18 protein-coding genes are annotated in these 18,887 nt (G+C 71.0%); 4 read left to right on the plus strand and 14 right to left on the minus strand.

What is annotated here, in order from left to right; translation table 11 throughout:
• Positions 1-105: 105 nt before the first annotated feature.
• The 3 genes from ACH427_RS26740 to ACH427_RS26750 all read right to left on the minus strand — a co-directional run bounded on the left by ACH427_RS26740 (position 106) and on the right by ACH427_RS26750 (position 4,419).
• Positions 106-2,748 (minus strand): ATP-binding protein, encoded by a 2,643-nt coding sequence (locus tag ACH427_RS26740; protein WP_398873341.1) that lies wholly within the window; start codon positions 2,746-2,748, stop codon positions 106-108.
• Between the two features lie 362 nt (positions 2,749-3,110).
• Positions 3,111-3,434, minus strand: coding sequence for an STAS domain-containing protein (locus ACH427_RS26745; RefSeq protein WP_361527260.1), 324 nt, complete (start codon positions 3,432-3,434; stop codon positions 3,111-3,113).
• A gap of 136 nt (positions 3,435-3,570) precedes the next feature.
• Positions 3,571-4,419, minus strand: a complete 849-nt coding sequence (locus ACH427_RS26750; RefSeq protein WP_398873343.1) for a 3-hydroxyacyl-CoA dehydrogenase family protein — start codon at positions 4,417-4,419, stop codon at positions 3,571-3,573.
• Positions 4,420-4,702: 283 nt separating this feature from the next.
• Between ACH427_RS26750 and ACH427_RS26755 the strand changes: the two genes are divergently transcribed.
• Positions 4,703-5,275 carry a cob(I)yrinic acid a,c-diamide adenosyltransferase gene (locus ACH427_RS26755; protein ID WP_398873345.1) on the plus strand — a complete coding sequence of 191 codons (573 nt, stop codon included), beginning with the start codon at positions 4,703-4,705 and terminating at the stop codon, positions 5,273-5,275.
• Positions 5,276-5,329: 54 nt separating this feature from the next.
• Here the strand turns inward: ACH427_RS26755 and ACH427_RS26760 are convergent, their stop codons facing one another.
• Positions 5,330-5,908: a hypothetical protein gene (locus tag ACH427_RS26760; protein WP_398873347.1), complete on the minus strand. Its 579-nt coding sequence runs from the start codon at positions 5,906-5,908 to the stop codon at positions 5,330-5,332.
• A gap of 160 nt (positions 5,909-6,068) precedes the next feature.
• Between ACH427_RS26760 and ACH427_RS26765 the strand changes: the two genes are divergently transcribed.
• The 3 genes from ACH427_RS26765 to ACH427_RS26775 all read left to right on the plus strand — a co-directional run bounded on the left by ACH427_RS26765 (position 6,069) and on the right by ACH427_RS26775 (position 10,158).
• Positions 6,069-7,250 carry a sensor histidine kinase gene (locus ACH427_RS26765; RefSeq protein ID WP_398873349.1) on the plus strand — a complete coding sequence of 394 codons (1,182 nt, stop codon included), beginning with the start codon at positions 6,069-6,071 and terminating at the stop codon, positions 7,248-7,250.
• Positions 7,247-7,933 carry a response regulator gene (locus ACH427_RS26770; protein ID WP_398873351.1) on the plus strand — a complete coding sequence of 229 codons (687 nt, stop codon included), beginning with the start codon at positions 7,247-7,249 and terminating at the stop codon, positions 7,931-7,933. The genes ACH427_RS26765 and ACH427_RS26770 overlap by 4 nt, the downstream gene beginning before the upstream one ends.
• Positions 7,934-8,100: 167 nt before the next feature.
• Positions 8,101-10,158: a glycosyl hydrolase family 18 protein gene (locus tag ACH427_RS26775; RefSeq protein WP_398873353.1), complete on the plus strand. Its 2,058-nt coding sequence runs from the start codon at positions 8,101-8,103 to the stop codon at positions 10,156-10,158.
• 101 nt (positions 10,159-10,259) lie between these two features.
• On the opposite strand, the gene ACH427_RS26780 is transcribed toward ACH427_RS26775, so the two are convergent.
• The 10 genes from ACH427_RS26780 to ACH427_RS26825 form a co-directional block, all read right to left on the minus strand.
• Positions 10,260-10,706: a DUF2550 domain-containing protein gene (locus tag ACH427_RS26780; protein WP_398873355.1), complete on the minus strand. Its 447-nt coding sequence runs from the start codon at positions 10,704-10,706 to the stop codon at positions 10,260-10,262.
• Between the two features lie 118 nt (positions 10,707-10,824).
• Positions 10,825-11,199 (minus strand): F0F1 ATP synthase subunit epsilon, encoded by a 375-nt coding sequence (locus ACH427_RS26785; RefSeq protein ID WP_398873357.1) that lies wholly within the window; start codon positions 11,197-11,199, stop codon positions 10,825-10,827.
• Positions 11,200-11,310: 111 nt separating this feature from the next.
• A complete protein-coding gene (gene atpD, locus ACH427_RS26790; protein ID WP_361527242.1) occupies positions 11,311-12,753 on the minus strand; it encodes a F0F1 ATP synthase subunit beta in 1,443 nt (480 codons plus the stop codon).
• A 5-nt stretch (positions 12,754-12,758) separates the two neighbouring features.
• Positions 12,759-13,676 (minus strand): F0F1 ATP synthase subunit gamma, encoded by a 918-nt coding sequence (locus tag ACH427_RS26795; protein WP_361527240.1) that lies wholly within the window; start codon positions 13,674-13,676, stop codon positions 12,759-12,761.
• Positions 13,677-13,699: 23 nt separating this feature from the next.
• Positions 13,700-15,292 (minus strand): F0F1 ATP synthase subunit alpha, encoded by a 1,593-nt coding sequence (gene atpA, locus ACH427_RS26800; RefSeq protein WP_398873359.1) that lies wholly within the window; start codon positions 15,290-15,292, stop codon positions 13,700-13,702.
• Positions 15,293-15,432: 140 nt separating this feature from the next.
• On the minus strand, positions 15,433-16,248 hold the full coding sequence (locus ACH427_RS26805) for a F0F1 ATP synthase subunit delta (RefSeq protein WP_398873361.1): 816 nt from the start codon (positions 16,246-16,248) through the stop codon (positions 15,433-15,435).
• On the minus strand, positions 16,245-16,796 hold the full coding sequence (locus ACH427_RS26810; RefSeq protein ID WP_398873400.1) for a F0F1 ATP synthase subunit B: 552 nt from the start codon (positions 16,794-16,796) through the stop codon (positions 16,245-16,247). The genes ACH427_RS26805 and ACH427_RS26810 overlap by 4 nt, the downstream gene beginning before the upstream one ends.
• A gap of 54 nt (positions 16,797-16,850) precedes the next feature.
• Entirely contained in the window at positions 16,851-17,102 is a 252-nt protein-coding gene (gene atpE / locus ACH427_RS26815) for an ATP synthase F0 subunit C (protein WP_087926250.1), read from the minus strand.
• 76 nt (positions 17,103-17,178) lie between these two features.
• Positions 17,179-17,988: a F0F1 ATP synthase subunit A gene (gene atpB / locus ACH427_RS26820; protein ID WP_301892291.1), complete on the minus strand. Its 810-nt coding sequence runs from the start codon at positions 17,986-17,988 to the stop codon at positions 17,179-17,181.
• 264 nt (positions 17,989-18,252) lie between these two features.
• Entirely contained in the window at positions 18,253-18,690 is a 438-nt protein-coding gene (locus ACH427_RS26825) for a hypothetical protein (RefSeq protein ID WP_398873364.1), read from the minus strand.
• Between the last annotated feature and the right edge of the window lie 197 nt (positions 18,691-18,887).

An 18,887-nucleotide genomic window follows, 5' to 3' on the forward strand; every position in this document is an offset into this window, starting at 1 on the left:
GGGGAACCGCGCGCCGAACCCCCACCGGCCGCACCCGCCACGCCGTGCTCTAGAGGCACCCCGGTAGGCGTCACTCCGGCCACACGCGACAGCGCCCGGCCCCGGTCAAGCCGTCGGGTTGCCCGCGCCGCCGTCCGACGGCCGGCTGCCCGATGAGCCCGTCGTCGCCGGGCCACCGGCCACCGAGCTCGAACCGCCCCCGCCCGCCGGCGGCTGCGACGGCGTCCCCGGCGAAGTGGGCGGCTGCTTCGTCGGATCCTTCGTCGGATCCTTGGACGGCGTCACGGGCGCGGAGCTCGGTTCCTTCGACGGCGACTTGGAAGGCGACTCCGGCGCGGTGGAGGGCTGCGAAGGCCCCCTGGACGGCTTGCCGCCATCGCTCGCCCCCGCGCTCGGCGACGCGCTGCCCGAGGCGCCGGGGGACGCCGCGCCCGACGCCCCCGGGGAAGGCGACCGGCCGGGCGCCCCCGGCTTGCCCGGCACCTGCGCGTGCCCCGCCTCGCCCGGACCCGGGTGGTCCGCGGTGAGGCCGTTGTCTCCGTCCTGCTGCGACGCGGAGCGGCCGGGGGTCACCTTGCCGTCGGAGGCGTCCCCGTCGTGGCTGCCGGACGTCGCGCCGAGCGTCACGACGGTGCCGAGCACCGCGGCGAGCAGCGCTCCGGCACCCGCGGCGGCGAGGTTGCGCCGGGTGCCGCTCACCATCAGCTTCCTCGCCCACGGCTGCGACGGCGGCTGCTTCCTCGCCGCCGCGGCCGGACCGAGCCGGCGGAAGGACTCGGTCGCGACGCGGTCCTGGTCGACGGGCGTGGCGAAGGGCGACGGCACCGCGACGGGCGGTGTCGCCGACTCCTCACGGCGCGCGTCCGGGATCTCCTCACCGGCGGTCGTCCTCGCGGCCGCCGGCGCGGCGGGCGGCGGCGGGAAGGCGGGGGCCGGCGTGGCCGAAGGCATGGACGAGGGCGCCGACAGCGGCGGTGCCGCCGGGGCCGCGCCCGGTCCGGTCCGTGGCGCCGCGGGCCCGTTCGCCGTCCGGCCGGAGAGGTCGGCGACGAGGGCGAGGGCGCGACGGCCCGCTATGGCACCGCGTTTGTCCGCGAGCACCCCGCGCATCCCGACCGAAGCCTCCAGCTCGGCGCGGGCCCGGTCGATGTTGCCGGTGCACAGGGCGAGCACGCCCAACTCGTGGTGGAAGTACGCCTCTTCGCCGACCTCACCGCTGCGCCGGGCCGCGGCCTGGCCGTGCCGCAGGCAGCGCTCCCAGGCGCTCCAGTGCAGGGCCGCCGCGAACGCGGGCGCCGCCGTACGGGCCAGCCGCACCGCCGCCCGCGCGCGCCCGTCCTCGCCGTCGCCGGCCGTGGCCGCGAGCGCGGCGAGGATCGCGTCGGCCTCCAGGGCGGCGCGCTCGGGGGTGACGGAGGGGTGCCCGGTCCACCAGGCGTAGTGCTGGGCCGCGGCGTGCGCGAGGTCGGCCGCGTCCCGTCCGTACCCCTCGGCGAGCAGCTGGTCGGCGACGCCCGCGGCCAGCCGGTAGTGCGCGCCGGCGGCGGTGATCAGCCCGGCGGCGAGGAGTTCGCCGAGGGCGGCGTCCGCGTGGGTGTCGCCCACGAGGGCCGGCAGGTGCGCCTGGTGCGGGACCTCGCCGCCGAGGGCGACGGCGATGCGCAGGGTGTCGCGGGCGGCCTCGCCGAGCCGGGAGGCGAGCCGGGGCGCGGGGGCCGTGGCCGAGGCGAGGGCGGGCAGCGGCACGTCGGGTCCCGCGGCGGCGAGCTCGGGTTCGGCGGTCTCGGCGGTGACATACGGCCGCTCGGCGACGACGCCGAACTCGTCGGCCACGACGGCCTCCGCGCCCGGCGGGTTGTCGCGCTGCCGCAGCAGCGCCCCGGCCTGGACGAAGCGCAGCGGCAGCCCCTCGGAGGCGAACCACAGGTCCGCCGCCCAGTCGGCCTCCTCGTCGGTGAGCGGGCGGCCGACGGCGTGCTCCAGCAGCTCCAGGCAGCCGGTGCGGTCGAGCCCGCCGAGGAAGACCTCTTCGAGGTGCGAGTCGGCGGAGGGCGCGGCGATGTCGGGCGTGGCGGCGAGCAGGAACGCGCACTCGGGGGTGGCGTCGAGGAGCTCGTCGAGCGCGCTGCCGCCGAATTCGAGGTCGTCCAGGACGACGACCGCGCCGATCTCGTGGACCAGCGCCAGGAGTTCGGCCCGGTCCGGCCGGTAGAGCGGCGCGTCGTGGACGGCGGCGAAGAGCTCGTGCAGCAGGTCGGTGGTGGTGCGGTGGCGGCCGCTCAGGCGCACGACACCGTCGGGCGCGAGGTCCGCGCAGTCGGCGGCCACGGCGTCGAGCAGGGCGCTGCGGCCGGAGCCGGAGGGGCCGGTGAGGCGTACGGAGCGGCCGCGCGACAGCAGGCGGACGAGTCTCTCGCGCTCCTCCTGCCGTTCCAGCAGGGGGAGTTCGGGGCCGGCGGGGCGGGCGGGCGGCGGCGGCTGGGTGGCGCGGAGCCGCTCGGCGCGCTCGGCGGGGCCGTGCTTGCCGGGGTGGGCGGGCCGCTGTCCGGGCAGGCAGGGCTCGACCTCGCTGCCGTCGAGCGGATTGACGGTGAGGACGTAGTCGCCGGCGACGAGCCGGACGACGCGGACGGGCGCGGGCCCCTGCCCGCCGCTCTCCTGACCCTGCGTCTCCCGCGCCGGGCCGCCGTCGGTGGCGGGCTCGCGGGCGCCGTCGCCGAATTCCTCGGATCGGTTCGTCGGGTCCATGGTGAAAGCCCCCAAAAGCGTGGCGTGCCGTCGTGCCCTCCCGGCCTGTCCGCACTCCCTCGCCCCCGGCCGGACGCCGTCCGGCCGGCGCTCAGCGTCCGGTGCCCGCCGTGTGGGCATGGTTGTACGGCCTTATGCGGCGGGAAAAACCGAACCTCAGACCTCCGGACAGTATCCATGAATCGAGGGGCGTCCCGCCGCCCGGGGGACGTCACGGTCCCATGAGGGTGAAGGGACGAAGCGGGCGAAAGCCGGAGCGGGGCACGGACGCCCCAACGGCCCCGGGCCGGGGCCTTCCCCGTGATCACCCGCAATTCCGCGCAAGGCGCTTCCCGGCGCACCTCCGGCGCCGCACGCGCCGGTCACACTCCGGGCAGGGACTCCGCCTCGATGCCGCCCTCGATGGCGAGGATGCGGTGCAGGCGGGTGGCGACCAGCAGCCGCTGCATCCGGTCGGGCACCCCGCGCAGGACCAGCCGCCGGCCGGTGCGGCCGGCGCGGCGGTGGGCGCCCATGATGACGCCCAGCCCCGTCGCGTCCCAGGAGTCCAGCTCGGTGAGGTCGAGCACGAGGTCACCGCGGCCCGCGTCGAGCGCGGAGTGCAGGACCGTACGGGCGTCCGCCGCGCTACGGACGTCGAGGCGCCCCCCGACGACCAGTTCGGCGTGGTCGCCCCTGATGTGCATATGCGCTCCCGGGAGTGGTGCGTGATGTGAATGAGGTCCTAAAGAACTGACTGCCTCTCACACGACAAGGTTGCCGCTTGTTGGCCAACCGATACCTAATTCACCCTGGCGGGTGAGGCAGATAGCGGCGGTGGCGTCAGTGCTGGTAAAAGCCCTGGCCGCTCTTGCGGCCGAGGTCGCCCGCGTCGACCATGCGGCGCATGATCTCCGGCGGCGCGAACTTCTCGTCCTGGCACTCGGCGTAGATGTTCCCGGTGGCGTGCGTGAGGATGTCCACGCCCGTGAGGTCGGCGGTGGCCAGCGGGCCCATCGCGTGACCGAAGCCCAGCTTGCAGGCGATGTCGATGTCCTCGGCGGTGGCCACGCCCGATTCGTAGAGCTTCGCCGCCTCGACCACGAGCGCCGAGATGAGGCGGGTGGTGACGAAGCCCGCGACGTCACGGTTGACGACGATGCACGTCTTGCCGACGCCCTCCGCGAACTCCCGTGCGGTGGCGAGGGTTTTGTCGCTGGTCTTGTGGCCGCGGACCAGCTCGCAGAGCTGCATCATCGGCACCGGCGAGAAGAAGTGCGTGCCGACGACCCGCTCGGGCCGCCGGGTGGCGGCCGCGATCTTGGTGATCGGGATGGCGGAGGTGTTGGAGGCGAGGACCGTCCCGTCCTTCACCAGCCCGTCCAGGGTGCGGAAGATGTCCCGCTTGGTGTCCACGTCCTCGAAGACCGCCTCGACGACGATGTCGGCGTCCGCGGCACCGTCGAGGTCGGTGGTGGTGGTGATCCGGGCCAGCGCCCGCTCGGCGGCGTCCGCCTCCAGCTTGCCCTTGGAGACGAACTTCTCGTACGAGGACTTGATGCCGTCCGTGCCCCGCCGCAGCGCCGCGTCGGTGACGTCCCGCAGCACGACGTCCCAGCCGGCCTGGGCGGAGACCTGCGCGATCCCCGACCCCATCAGTCCGGCACCGATGACGGCGAGCTTCTTGGCCACGGCTGTCCCCTTACTCCCTGTGCACAACGCTGTTCTGTTCCGTACGCACTCTCTCGGGCGGACATTAGCGCCCATGGGGGCGGCTTTGGGAGGTTAGAGATGCGCGTCACGTCCCACATGACGGACATCACACCGAGACGGCTACCAGCCGCGCCCCACGCACCAGTTGAGTATCTCCAGCATCAGCGTTCACAGTCCCAGGTCGCGTGGGCGGTCCGGGAATCCGGTGCGCCCGGCGGCCGGTAACCCGCGGCGCGGCCGCGGCACGGCCTACGCTCTTCCCATGGTCAATCTGACGCGCATCTACACCCGCACCGGCGACAGCGGCACCACCGCCCTCGGTGACATGAGCCGCACCGTGAAGACCGACACCCGCATCGCCGCCTACGCCGATGCCAACGAGGCCAACGCCGCCATCGGCGTCGCGATCGCGCTCGGGCAGCTGCCGGAGGAGGTCGTCAAGGTGCTCGTCCGCATCCAGAACGACCTCTTCGACGTGGGCGCGGACCTCGCGACCCCGGTCGCGGAGAACCCCAAGTACCCCCCGCTGCGCGTCGAGCAGTCGTACATCGACAAGCTGGAGGCGGACTGCGACCACTTCCTGGAGGGCCTGGAGAAGCTCCGCAGCTTCATCCTCCCCGGCGGGACCCCGGGCGCGGCCCTGCTGCACCAGGCGTGCACGGTGGCGCGCCGCGCGGAACGCTCCACCTGGGCGGCGATGGAGCTGCACGCCGACATCATGAACCCGCTGGCGGCGACCTACCTCAACCGCCTCTCCGACCTGCTCTTCATCCTGGCGCGGACGGCGAACAAGGAGGTCGGGGACATCCTCTGGGTGCCGGGCGAGAACCGCTGAACCCGCTGCCCCGGGCGGACGAAAGCGCTGAGCCACCCGCCCGGTGAGGGCGGGTCAGAGCCTCTCGTGATCCCGGGCCGGCTCCTCGGCCGCCCCGGGCTCCGGCCGCCGCTGGGGCCAGATCGTATAGCTGAGCGCGATCACCACATTGATGCCGATGACCAGCAGCATCTTCGTCTGCCACGCCCGCAGCGAGCTGATGTCGCCGGAGTCGCCGACGTACCACACGGCGGCCTGGAGCAGGCCCGCGGCGACTGCCGCCGCCAGGCACCAGCGGCCTGCCGTCCGCCACTCGTGCACCGTGCGCGCCGTGCCGTACTCCGGGGGCTTGACCGGGGGCGGGCCGCCCGCGAAGCGGTGGGCGAAGCGCTGGTCGGCCCAGGTGAGCGTGGAGTGGCCGAGGCCCACCGAGAAGCCGATGTAGACCGCGGCCAAGCCGTGCTTCCAGTCGGCCTGGGCGCCGTTCTTCAGGTCGACCGCGGTCGTGACCAGCAGGACCAGCTCCAGTACGGGCTCCAGCAGCAGCACCGCGAGGCCCGCGCGCGGCATCCGGGCCAGATAGCGCAGGCTCAGCCCGCCGGCCAGCAGCACCCAGAAGCCGGCCTCGCACACGATGATCAACGACACGATCACGGGGGTTCTCCCTTCCCTCCCCACCAGCGTCGCCCCCGCGCGCGGCCCTTTCCTCGTCGGCGGCGACGATCCTCCACTGCATCCTTCGATGTAGCGCCGCCGGCCCGCACCGCCCCGGCAGGGGGCGCCCGCACCCCTTCCGACGTGCTGTGATGGATCCATGTCCCGTTCCCCCCGCGAAGAGGTGCTCATCGCCGCCACCGGCCTGCTCGGCGGCGTGGCGCTGTACGCGCTGGGGCTGAGCAGCACGCCGGTGGCGGCGGTGCCGGGGCGGCTCGCGCTGCTGGCGCTGGCGGTCATGGCCGGTGCCGAACTGCTGCGCCGCAGGGCCCCGCTGACGGGCCTCGCCGTCGGGGCCGGCGCGCTCACGCTCGACGTGCTCTCGGGCAGCATCATGGCGAACGTCGCGATGTTCACCGACCTCGTCTACGCGGCGGTGCTCTACGGGCCTCCGGCCGCGTACCGCTTCATCCCGCGCGCCACCGAGGTGCTCACCGTCGTGGGGACGCTGCTGGCCGCCGCGATCGTCCGCGCGCCCTCCGCGCTGCTGGCCGGCATCGGGCTCGGCGTGATCACCATCGTCCCCGCGTGGACGGGGGTGGGGGTCCGGGTGCACCGGGACGCCGCCCGGTCCGCCCGGCTGGAGGCCGAGCGGACCGCGCTGCTGGCCGAGTTGGACCGCCGGGAGGCGGTCGGCGCGGAGCGCGCCCGGATGGCGCGCGAGCTGCACGACGTGGTGGCCGGGCACCTGTCCGCCATCGCGATCCACTCCACGGCCGCGCTGTCGATCGGCGACCCGAAGGCGTCCGACGAGGCGCTCGCCGTCATCCGGGAGAACAGCGTGCGGGGGCTCGCGGAAATGCGCCGTCTCATCGGCATCCTGCGCGACGCGGGCACGGCGGACGAGCCAGCGGCCGTGCCCCGGCTGGACGGCGTCGAGGCGCTGCTCGACCGGGCCCGCGGTGCGGCGCGGGACGACGGCTTCGTCTTCGTCCTCCACGACGAGCGGGGCCCCCGGCCGCTGCCCGCGCCGGTCGAGCTCGCGGCGTACCGCATCGTCCAGGAGTCGCTGACCAACGCCGTGAAGCACGCCGGACCCGGCGAGGTCGCGGTGCGCCTGGCGGGCGGTGCCGGTTCGTTGGTGGTCGAGGTGACCAGCGCGTTCGACGCGGCATCCGGCCCGCGCGCGCCGGGCTCGGGCACCGGGCTCGTGGGCATGGGCGAGCGCGTCGCCCTGGTGGACGGGGAGTTCGAGGCGGGCCCGGCCGAAGGACCGGCGGGCCGGCAGTGGCGCGTACGGGCCGTGCTGCCCGTACCGGAGGAAGGGACGGCAGCACCGTGACGACACCCACCGACGGCGGGCCCGGGACCATCCGCGTGGTCGTCGCCGAGGACCAGGCCGCCGTGCGCTCCGGGCTCGTGCTCATCCTGCGCTCGGCGCCCGGCGTCGAGGTGGTCGGGGAGGCGGCCGACGGCGAGGAGGCCGTGCGCCTGGCCCGGGAGCTGGAGCCGGACCTGGTGCTGATGGACGTGCAGATGCCGCGCCTGGACGGGGTGTCGGCCACCCGCGTCATCACCGGGGAGCGGCTCGCGGACGTACTGGTGCTGACCACCTTCGACCTGGACGAGTACGTCTTCGGGGCGCTGCGCGCCGGGGCCGCCGGGTTTCTGCTCAAGGACAGCGAGGCCGCCGAGCTGGTCACGGCGGTGCGGACGGTGGCGCGGGGCGAGGGCCTGATCTCCCCGGCGGTGACGCGGCGGCTGATCGCGGAGTTCGCGCGGCCCGCCGCCGCACGGCCGGGGGCGCCGGACCCGCGGATCCTGGAGCCGCTCACCCGGCGGGAGCGGGAGGTGCTCGCGTGTCTGGGCGAGGGGCTGTCCAACGCGGACATCGCGGTGCGGCTGACGATGGCGGAGGCGACGGTGAAGACGCATGTCAGCCGCCTGCTGGGCAAGCTGGAGCTGCGCAGCCGGGTGCAGGCGGCGGTCCTGGCACGGGAGTTGGGCCTGGTCCAGACCTCTTGACCATTGGTACGGACCTTTTTACTCTCCCCACCACAACCGCGCGGAACATGTCCGGATAGCGCACGCTCACCGGTCGCACCACGGCTCCCGCGCATCGCCACCCCCCACACCCTCACCACAACACCCCCACCACAAGGCACCACTAAGGCACCACTCGAGGAGCTCCCTTGAGCACAGGATCCTTACACCCCAGCAGACACCCCCTCTCCCGAGCCGTCGCGGTCTTCTCCGCGCTGCTCCTCCCGGCCGCCGCGCTCGTCGGCCTGGCCACCGCCCCCTCGCACGCGGCCCCCACCCCGAAGGCGGCCTCGCTCACCGCCGCCTTCGTCAAGACATCGGACTGGGGCACGGGCTTCCAGGGCGAGTGGACGGTCAAGAACACCGGCACCACCGCCGTCAACGGCTGGACCGTGGAGTGGGACTTCCCCGCGACCACCACGGTCGGCTCCTTCTGGGACGCCCTGATCACCAGCTCGGGCAACCACGTCACGGCCAGGAACCGGGACTACAACGGCGCCATCGCCCCCGGCGCCGCCGTCACCTTCGGCTTCGTGGCCAGCGGCGACGGCGCCCCGAACGCCTGCAAGATCGACGGTGGCAGCTGCGACGGCGGCACGCCCCCCGGCGACAACCCGCCGTCCGCGCCCGGCACTCCGCAGGCGACGGCCGTCACGGACACCTCCGTCTCCCTGAAGTGGCCTGCGGCCACGGACGACAAGGGCATCAAGAACTACGACGTCTACCGCGGCACGGCCAAGGTCGCCACCGTCGCCAAGCTCGCGTACACCGACACGGGCCTGACGCCGGGCACCGACTACACCTACACCGTCGTCGCCCGCGACACCGCCGACCAGACCGGCAAGGCGAGCCCGCCGCTGACCGTGCGCACCACGGGCGGCGGCACGAAGCCGCCGGCCGGCACCTACGCCAAGGTCGGCTATTTCGTGCAGTGGGGCATCTACGGGCGCGCGTACACCGTGAAATCGCTGGAGGACTCCGGCGCCGCCGCGCAGCTCACGCACCTCAACTACGCCTTCTCCAACATCGACCCGAACAACCTCACCTGTCTCAATGGCGTCACCAAGGCCACCTTGCCCAACCCCGAGGACCCCAACCAGGGCGACGGCGCGGGCGACTCCTGGGCCGACTACGAGAAGGGGTTCGCGGCCGGTGAGTCCGTCGACGGCGTCGGGGACACCTGGGACCAGCCGCTGGCGGGCAACTTCAACCAGCTGAAGAAGCTCAAGGCCAAGCACCCCGACCTCAAGATCATCATGTCGGTGGGCGGCTGGACCTACAGCAAGTTCTTCTCCGACGTGGCGAAGACCGACGCCTCCCGGCAGAAGTTCGTGAAGTCCTGCATCGACATGTACATCAAGGGCAACCTGCCGGTCAGCAACGGACGCGGCGGCGACGGCTCGGCGGCCGGGATCTTCGACGGCTTCGACATCGACTGGGAGTGGCCCGGCTCCGACGGCCACCCGGGCAACCACGTCTCGAAGGACGACAAGGCGAACAACACCCTGCTCTTCGCGGAGTTCCGCAAGCAGCTCGACGCGCTGTCCCAGACCACCGGGAAGAAGTACCTCGTCACCGCCTTCACCCCGGCGGACCCGGCCAAGATCGACGCCGGCTGGGACATCACCACCAAGGACGGCACGCCCAGCGTCTTCGACTCCATGGACTACGCCAACGTCCAGGGCTACGACTTCCACGGCTCCGGCAGCGACAACAGCTGGGAGCCGAACCTCACCGGGCACCAGGGCAATCTCTACACCGACCCCAAGGACCCGTACGCCACGAAGTTCAGCGTGGACAAGACCGTGCAGACCTATCTCGACGCCGGCGTCGACCCCCGCAAGGTGATGCTCGGCCTGGCGTTCTACGGGCGCGGCTGGCAGCAGGTCGCCGACGGCGGCGCGCACGGCGCGTGGCAGAAGGCGAACGGGGCGGCGCCGGGGCAGTTCCCCGAGGAGTCGGGCACACGCGGCTACGCCAACCTGATCGCGTCCGTGCCCAACCTGACCGTCTACCACGACGAACAGGCCGTCGCCACGTACGGCTACACCGGTGACAACGGCCAGTGGTGGACCTTCGACGACGCGTGGTCCATCGGCAAGAAGGCCGCCTGGCTGCGCGGCAAGGGCCTGGGCGGCGTGATGATCTGGGAGATGTCGGGCGACACGGGTCCGCTGATGTCAGCGGTCTCCACGGGCCTGGGCTGACCGACGGCCCCGAAGCGCCGGGCACTGAGCCACGCTGACGCTCCCCAGGCTCGCCCGGGCTTCGCCAGGGCGGCGCCCCCGCTCAGAGAGGCACCCCTGATCTACGCCACATTGACTCTCTGCCCGGGAGGCGCCGCCTCCAGCCAGGCCAGGAATCCGGTCAGCGCGTCCTCGCTCATGGCCAGTTCGAGCCGCGTCCCCTGATGGAGGCAGATCAGCACGACGGCGTCGGAGAGCAGCGCCAGCTCCTCGTCCCCGAGGGGCGCGCGCCGCTCCAGCACCTCGATCGACGCGCGCTCCAGCACGCGCCGCGGGCGCACCGCGTAGGAGAAGACCCGGAACCACTCGATCCGGTCACTGTTGTAGCGGGCGACGCCGTAGACCCACCCCTTGCCGTCCAGCGGGGCGTCCTCCGGGACGCCCCACCGCAGGCTGCAGTCGAACGTGCCGCCCGACCGCTGGATGAGCCGCCTGCGCAGCCCGAAGACAAAGAGCCCGATCAACACCAGCAAGACGACGATGCCGCTCACGAGCAGAGCGAGGACCATCTCCACCGACCTCCTCGCATCATCTAGAGCAACCGCACCTGTATTGCCTCAGCCGCGGACCGCCCTGGAGTGATCCAGTGCGGTCCGCGGCTGAGGGACGATCTCTGTGGGTCGCGGGCTAGTGAACGCCCGTGACCGCACGCAGCCGGATGTCCGCGCGACGCTCGGCGGCCGCGTCGGCCTCCGACTTCGCACGCTCCAGCGCGCGCTCGGCGCGCTGGACATCGATCTCGTCGGCGAGCTCCGCCATCTCGGCGACGAGCGAGAGCTTGTCGTCCGCGAAGGAGATGAACCCACCGTGCACCGCGGCGATGACATTGCCCTCGGCGGTCTTGATGGTCACCGGGCCGGACTCCAGCACACCGAGCAGCGGCTGGTGGCCGGGCATGACGCCGATGTCACCCGATGTGGTACGCGCGATGACCAGAGTGGCCTCGCCGGACCAGACGCTTCGGTCCGCCGCGACCAGCTCGACGTGCAGCTCAGCAGCCAACGTGGCTCCTCGGGTCTGTCACCTGCCGGATCCGGCAGGTGTTGGGTCAAAGAATAGGGGACGTGACGACCGGGGGCGGGATCGCCCCACCCCCGGCCGTGAGCACGGGGCTCAGGAGACGCCCAGCTCCTTGGCGTTGGCCTTCAGGTCCTCGATGCCACCGCACATGAAGAACGCCTGCTCGGGGAAGTGGTCGTACTCACCGTCGCAGATCGCGTTGAACGCGGCGATGGACTCGTCCAGCGGCACGTCCGAGCCGTCGACACCGGTGAACTGCTTCGCCACGTGGGTGTTCTGCGACAGGAAGCGCTCGACGCGACGGGCACGGTGGACGACGAGCTTGTCCTCCTCGCCCAGCTCGTCGATACCGAGGATCGCGATGATGTCCTGGAGGTCCTTGTACTTCTGCAGGATCGTCTTGACGCGCGAGGCGCAGTCGTAGTGGTCCTGCGCGATGTAGCGCGGGTCCAGGATGCGGGACGTCGAGTCCAGCGGGTCGACCGCCGGGTAGATGCCCTTCTCCGAGATCGGACGCGACAGCACGGTCGTCGCGTCCAGGTGGGCGAAGGTGGTCGCCGGCGCCGGGTCGGTCAGGTCGTCCGCGGGGACGTAGATCGCCTGCATCGAGGTGATCGAGTGACCACGGGTCGAGGTGATGCGCTCCTGCAGCAGACCCATCTCGTCCGCCAGGTTCGGCTGGTAACCCACCGCGGACGGCATACGGCCGAGCAGGGTGGACACCTCGGAACCGGCCTGGGTGTAACGGAAGATGTTGTCGATGAAGAAGAGCACGTCCTGCTTCTGCACATCGCGGAAGTACTCCGCCATGGTCAGACCGGCCAGGGCGACGCGCAGACGGGTGCCCGGCGGCTCGTCCATCTGACCGAAGACGAGCGCCGTCTTGTCGATGACGCCCGAGTCGGTCATTTCCTCGATGAGGTCGTTGCCCTCACGGGTGCGCTCACCGACACCGGCGAACACCGACACACCGTCGTGGTTGTTGGCCACGCGGTAGATCATTTCCTGGATCAGCACGGTCTTGCCGACACCGGCACCACCGAACAGACCGATCTTGCCGCCCTTGACGTACGGGGTCAGCAGGTCGATGACCTTGACGCCGGTCTCGAACATCTCGGTCTTCGACTCGAGCTGGTCGAAGCTCGGCGCCTTGCGGTGGATCGCCCAGCGCTCGGTGACCTCGGACTCGGCCTCCGGCTTGTTCAGGATCTCACCGAGGGTGTTGAACACCTTACCCTTGGTGACGTCGCCGACGGGGACGGTGATGCCCGTGCCCGTGTCGGTGACGGCGGCCTGGCGGACCAGGCCGTCGGTGGGCTGCATCGAGATGGCGCGGACCAGGCCCTCGCCCAGGTGCTGCGCGACCTCGAGGGTCAGCGTCTTGAGCTTGCCGTCCTCGGCCGGGTCGGCGACCTGGACGTGCAGCGCGTTGTAGATCTCCGGCATCGCGTCGACGGGGAACTCCACGTCGACGACCGGGCCGATGACCCGCGCGACGCGGCCGGTGGCCGTGGCGGTTTCAACAGTCGTGGTCATAGTGGTCAGTCACTCCCCGCGTTAGCGTCGGCCAGGGCACTGGAGCCACCGACGATCTCGCTGATTTCCTGGGTGATTTCGGCCTGTCGGGCCGCATTGGCAAGGCGCGACAGCGTCTTGATGAGTTCGCCGGCGTTGTCGGTCGCCGACTTCATCGCGCGGCGGCGGGCGGCGTGCTCGGAAGCGGCCGACTGCAGCAGCGCGTTGTAGATACGGCTCTCGACATACCGGGGCAGCAGGGCGTCGAGGACGTCCTCCGCCGACGGCTCGAAGTCGAAGAGCGGAAGGATCTTGCCCTTCGCGCCCTCCTCGGGCTCCTCCGCCGCGTCGAGGGTGAGCGGCAGCAGCCGCTTCTCGACGGGCGACTGCGTCATCATCGAGACGAACTCGGTGAAGACGATGTGCAGCTCGTCGACGCCGCCCTCGGCCGTGTCCAGCTGGACGGCCTCGATCAGCGGACCCGCCACGCGCTTGGCGTCGGCGTACGTCGGGCTGTCGGTGAAGCCGGTCCACGACTGGGCCACCGGACGCTCCCGGAAGCCGTAGTACGCAACGCCCTTGCGGCCGATGATGTACGTGACGACGTCCTTGCCCTCCGAGCGCAGGCGCTCGGTGAGGCGGTCCGCGGCCTTGATGGCGTTGGAGGAGTAGCCGCCGGCCAGACCGCGGTCGCTCGTGACGAGCAGGACCGCGGCCCGGACCGGGCGCTCGACCTCGGTGGTCAGCGCGTGCTTGGTGTTCGAACCGGTCGCAACCGCCGTCACCGCGCGGGTGAGTTCACTCGCGTACGGCGTCGATGCCGCCACCTGGCGCTGCGCCTTGACGATGCGCGAGGCGGCGATCATCTCCATCGCCTTGGTGATCTTCTTGGTCGCGGTGACGGAGCGGATGCGACGCTTGTAGACCCGGAGCTGGGCTCCCATGGATCAGGTCCCTTCCGTCGTCGTCACTTCGCGGAGCCGGCCGTGGCGTCGTCACCGAGAAGCTTGCCGTCCGAGGTCTCGAACTGCTTCTTGAAGGTGGCGATGGCCTCGGCGAGCGCCTGGAGGGTGTCGTCGGACATCTTGCCGCCCTCGACGATGCTGGTCATCAGGCCCTTGTGCTCGCGGCCCAGGTAGTCGAGCATCTCGCGCTCGAAGCGCTGGATGTCCTCGACCGGCACATCGTCCATCTTGCCGGTGGTGCCGGCCCAGACGGAGACGACCTGGTCCTCGACCGCGTACGGGGCGTACTGGCCCTGCTTCAGCAGCTCGACCATGCGCTTGCCGCGCTCCAGCTGCGCCTTGGACGCCGCGTCCAGGTCGGAACCGAAGGCGGCGAACGCCTCCAGCTCGCGGTACTGGGCGAGGTCCACGCGAAGCCGGCCGGAGACCTGCTTCATGGCCTTGTGCTGGGCGGAACCACCGACACGGGAGACCGAGATACCGACGTTCAGCGCCGGGCGCTGGCCCGCGTTGAAGAGGTCGGACTCCAGGAAGCACTGGCCGTCGGTGATGGAGATGACGTTGGTCGGGATGAACGCCGACACGTCGTTGGCCTTGGTCTCGACGATCGGCAGACCGGTCATCGAGCCGGCGCCCATGTCGTCGGAGAGCTTGGCGCAGCGCTCCAGCAGACGCGAGTGCAGGTAGAAGACGTCACCCGGGTACGCCTCACGGCCCGGCGGGCGGCGCAGCAGCAGGGAGACGGCGCGGTAGGCGTCGGCCTGCTTCGACAGGTCGTCGAAGACGATCAGGACGTGCTTGCCCTGGTACATCCAGTGCTGACCGATGGCCGAGCCGGTGTACGGGGCGAGGTACTTGAAGCCGGCCGGGTCGGACGCGGGAGCGGCGACGATCGTCGTGTACTCCAGGGCGCCCGCCTCCTCCAGCGCGCCGCGCACGGACGCGATGGTGGAGCCCTTCTGGCCGACGGCGACGTAGATGCAGCGGACCTGCTTCTTCGGGTCGCCGGAGCGCCAGTTGTCGCGCTGGTTGATGATCGTGTCGACGGCCAGCGCGGTCTTGCCGGTCTGGCGGTCGCCGATGATCAGCTGTCGCTGGCCACGGCCGATCGGCACCATGGCGTCGACGGCCTTGAGGCCGGTCTGCATCGGCTCGTGGACCGACTTGCGGACCATGACGCCCGGGGCCTGCAGCTCCAGGGCGCGGCGACCTTCGGTCGCGATCTCGCCGAGGCCGTCGATCGGGTTGCCCAGCGGGTCGACGACGCGGCCGAGGTAGCCCTCGCCGACCGCGACGGAGAGCACCTCACCGGTGCGCTGCACCGGCTGGCCCTCCTCGATGCCGCTGAACTCGCCGAGGACGACCGCACCGATCTCGCGCTCCTCGAGGTTGAGGGCGAGACCGAGGGTTCCGTCCTCGAACCGCAGCAGCTCGTTCGCCATGGCCGAGGGAAGACCCTCGACCTTAGCGATGCCGTCGCCGGCAACGCTGACCGTACCGACCTCCTCGCGCGAGGCCGCGTCCGGCTTGTACGCCTGGACAAAGTTCTCCAGCGCGTCCCGGATCTCCTCCGGCCGGATCGTGAGCTCCGCCATCTGGGTTCCCTGCTCTCCTTGTTGGGCCCGAAGTATTTCTTCCCCGGGGGCCGGCTTCCGCAGCGGTCGCGCTGCGGGCCCCCGGAGGACACCGTCGGCCCAACTCGGGCCGTCAGTCATGCTCTTGAGTTGGTGGCTGGTCAGCCGGCCATCCGCCGCTCCGCCTCGGCGAGGCGGTCGGCGATGCTGCCGTTGATGACCTCGTCGCCGATCCGCACCTGGACGCCACCGAGGATCTCGGGGTCGACGTCCATGTTGAGGTGGACCCGGCGTCCGTACAGCTTCGCCAGCGTGTCACCGAGGCGCTGCTTCTGCGCCGCGCTCAGCGGCACCGCGGACGTGACCACCGCGACCATCCGGTCCCGGCGGTCGGCGGCCAGCTTGGACAGGGCGGTAAGCCCTGCCTCCAGGCTACGACCACGCGGCTGTCCCACCAGACGGATCACGAGGCGCTCGGTGACCGGGTTGGCCCGGCCGCCCAGCAGCTCGCTCACCAGACCGGTCTTGGCAGCGCGCCCGGCGACCTTGTCGGTCAGCGCGGAGCGCAGCTCGGGGCTGGCGCCCACGATCCGGCCGAAGCGGAACAGCTCGTCCTCGACGTCGTCCAGGACACCGGCCCGCTCGGCGGCGACGAGGTCGGCCGTCGCGGCCAGCTCCTCGAGCGCGTCCACCAGGTCGCGCGAGCGCGACCAGCGGGAGCGGACCATGCCGGCCACCAGGTCGGCACTCTCGCCGCCCACCTGGCCGCCGATCAGGCGGCGCGCGAGCTCGGCCTTGGCCTCGCCGGACTGCGCCGGGTCGGTCAGGACCCGACGCAGCGACACCTCGCGGTCGAGCAGCCCGGTCACGGCGGCCAGCTCTTCGGCCAGCTTCGCCGCGTCCACGGCCGTGTTGTCGGCCAGCGCGTCGAGGCGCTCACGCGCGGAGGCCAGGGCCTCCCGGCTCGCTCCGCTCATCGGGTGGCCTCGACCTTCGTCACGTCGGCCGCCTTGGCCTCGAGGTCGTCGAGGAAGCGGTCGATGGTGCGGCTCTGCCGGCCGGCGTCCGCGAGGGACTCGGCGACGATCTTGCCGGCCAGGTCGGTGGCGAGCTTGCCCACGTCCTGGCGGAGCGACGCCGCGGCGGCCTTGCGGTCCGCCTCGATCTGGGCGTGCCCGGCAGCGATGATCTCCTCGCGCTGACGCTGTCCCTCGGACCGCATCTCGGCGATCACCGCGACACCCTGCTCCTGCGCCTCCTGGCGCATCCGAGCGGCCTCGTGGCGGGCGTCGGCAAGCTGCGCCCGGTAGTCCTCGAGCACCTGCTGGGCCTCGGCCTGGGCGGCCTCGGCCTTCTCCATACCGCCTTCGATGGCCGCCCGACGCTCTTCCAGAGTCTTGTTGATGATCGGGAGGAGCTTCTTGGCCAGGAAGATGAAGACGATGGCGAAGGCGATCAGACCGATGACGAGCTCTGGGATCGGCGGGAGGAGGGGGTTCTCCTTCTCCCCCTCGACCGCCAACATCAGGGCGTTCACATCAATGCCTTCCGTCGAAAACAGTGGTCGTCAGGCTGCGGATCAGGCAGACGGGTAGACGAACGGCATGACCAGACCGATCAGGGCGAGCGCCTCACAGAAGGCGAAGCCGAGGATCTGGTTGGCGCGGATCAGGCCGGCGGCCTCGGGCTGACGGGCCAGCGCCTGGGTGCCGTTACCGAAGACGATGCCGACGCCGACGCCGGGGCCGATCGCGGCGAGGCCGTAGCCGATCGAGCCCAGGTTGCCCTTGATCTCGACACCAGCGGCGATGGTCTGGAGAGCAGCAGACATGCTCGTTCTTCCTTCTCTTTCACGGACCGGTGGGGGTTGGCCACCGGACGATTGTTGGTCTGGGGAGCGGGGGTGCTCAGTGGTGCTCGGCGAGCGCGCCCTGGACGTAGTTGGTGGCCAGCAGCACGAAGACGTACGCCTGGACGGCCTGGATGAAGAGCTCGAACGCGGTCATGACGACGGTCATCACGAACGAGACGCCGGCGTAGGCGAAGCCGATGCCGTTCATCAGGTACCAGCTGGCGATGGTGAACATCAGGATCAGCACGTGACCGGCGAACATGTTCGCGAAGAGTCGCACCGCGTGCGTGAAGGGCCGGACCAGGACGTTCGAGAAGAACTCGATGGTCATGGCGAGCGGCAGCACCGGGCCGAGCGACTTGTCGTAGCCGGTGATGTTCTTCAGACCGCCGACGAAGCCGTGCTTCTTGAACGTCAGGTACATCCAGAGGACGTAGACGATCAGGGCGAGGGCCGCCGGGAAGGCGATGATCGACGTCACGGGGAACTGGGCGACCGGAATGATCGACCACAGGTTCATGATCCATACGAAGAAGAACAGCGAGACCATGAGGGGGACGTACTTCTCGCCCTCCTTCTTGCCGAGCGCCTCGTAGACGATGCCGCGGCGGACGAAGTCGTAACCCGCCTCACCGACCATCTGAAGCTTGCCGGGGACCACCTTGGCCCGGCCGAACGCCGCCCAGAAGAAACCGATGACGATGACCGTGGTGAGCACGGCCAGCAGCATGGGCTTGTTGAAGTCGTAGCCGCCGACAGTGAAGAGCGGTTCAAACAAGAACGAGTGGAGCCCTGGGGCTGGGAAGCCGCACCCATCGAAGATGTGGCAATCGGTCTCGAAGGCGAGCATCTGGTCAGCACTCACCGCGAGCTCCTTCAGCGTGGCGCATAGGTACGGCAACCTCGTTGTGTCGGCGCGGCGCACAGCCGCGGAACGGCACTGGACTGGTCTTGCGGATGGGGGGGCAGGTGATCGGCGCGGGGCCGGTCTGGGTATTCGGCATCAGCTGCATGGACTGCCGATTCCGTCCCGGGATTCTCGGGTGTTCAGCTGCCTGCGCCCACTGTGCCTCAGATGGCACCGGACGATAGCAGGTGAGCGCCGGCACCTTTATCGCGGCCCTACCGGTCACGTCGGGGACCCGGCGGGCGCGGACTTCTTCGCCTCGGCGGATTCCGGATCGACGTACAGGATCTTGGCCTTCAGATAGGCCCGGGTCTGGGCGGCGGTCCACACGAGGACCGCGCCGAGGAGCGCGAAGGCGAAGGCCCGGGTGTTGAAGAGCGTGGTGTCCCGGAAGACCGCCAGCACGACGGCGGAGATCAGGAACTGCGTCACGTAGAGCACCAGTCCCATGGCCTGAAACAGGTGCGGGAAGGACTTGGCCGTGCGCTGGAGAACGTAGAGGCCCAGGGCCATCACGCCGCCCGCGACCAACGTGCCGACGGCGGCGCCGACCGCGCCTTTGCCACCGGCCAGCACACCGCTGACGACGACTGCGACAACGCCCGCGACGGCGGTCGGGACGGCGCACTGCAGGAGTGTTCGGGCGTCGTTGGACTGCATGAAGGGTTTCTCCGGCGAGAGGTCGGAAGCAACGATTCGTCGTGGACGAGCGTATCCCCGGGAGTGAGACATGACTCTCGACGAAGGACCGCCGCACTACGGTCCTTCGGCTCTAGCACCGGGTTTCGTGAACGGTATCACAAACTATTTGATGAGGTCTTTACCTACATCGTGTGCCGGACGTCACACGGACGTGT

This window comes from Streptomyces sp. NPDC020379, from assembly GCF_044387105.1.
GTDB lineage: Bacteria > Actinomycetota > Actinomycetes > Streptomycetales > Streptomycetaceae > Streptomyces.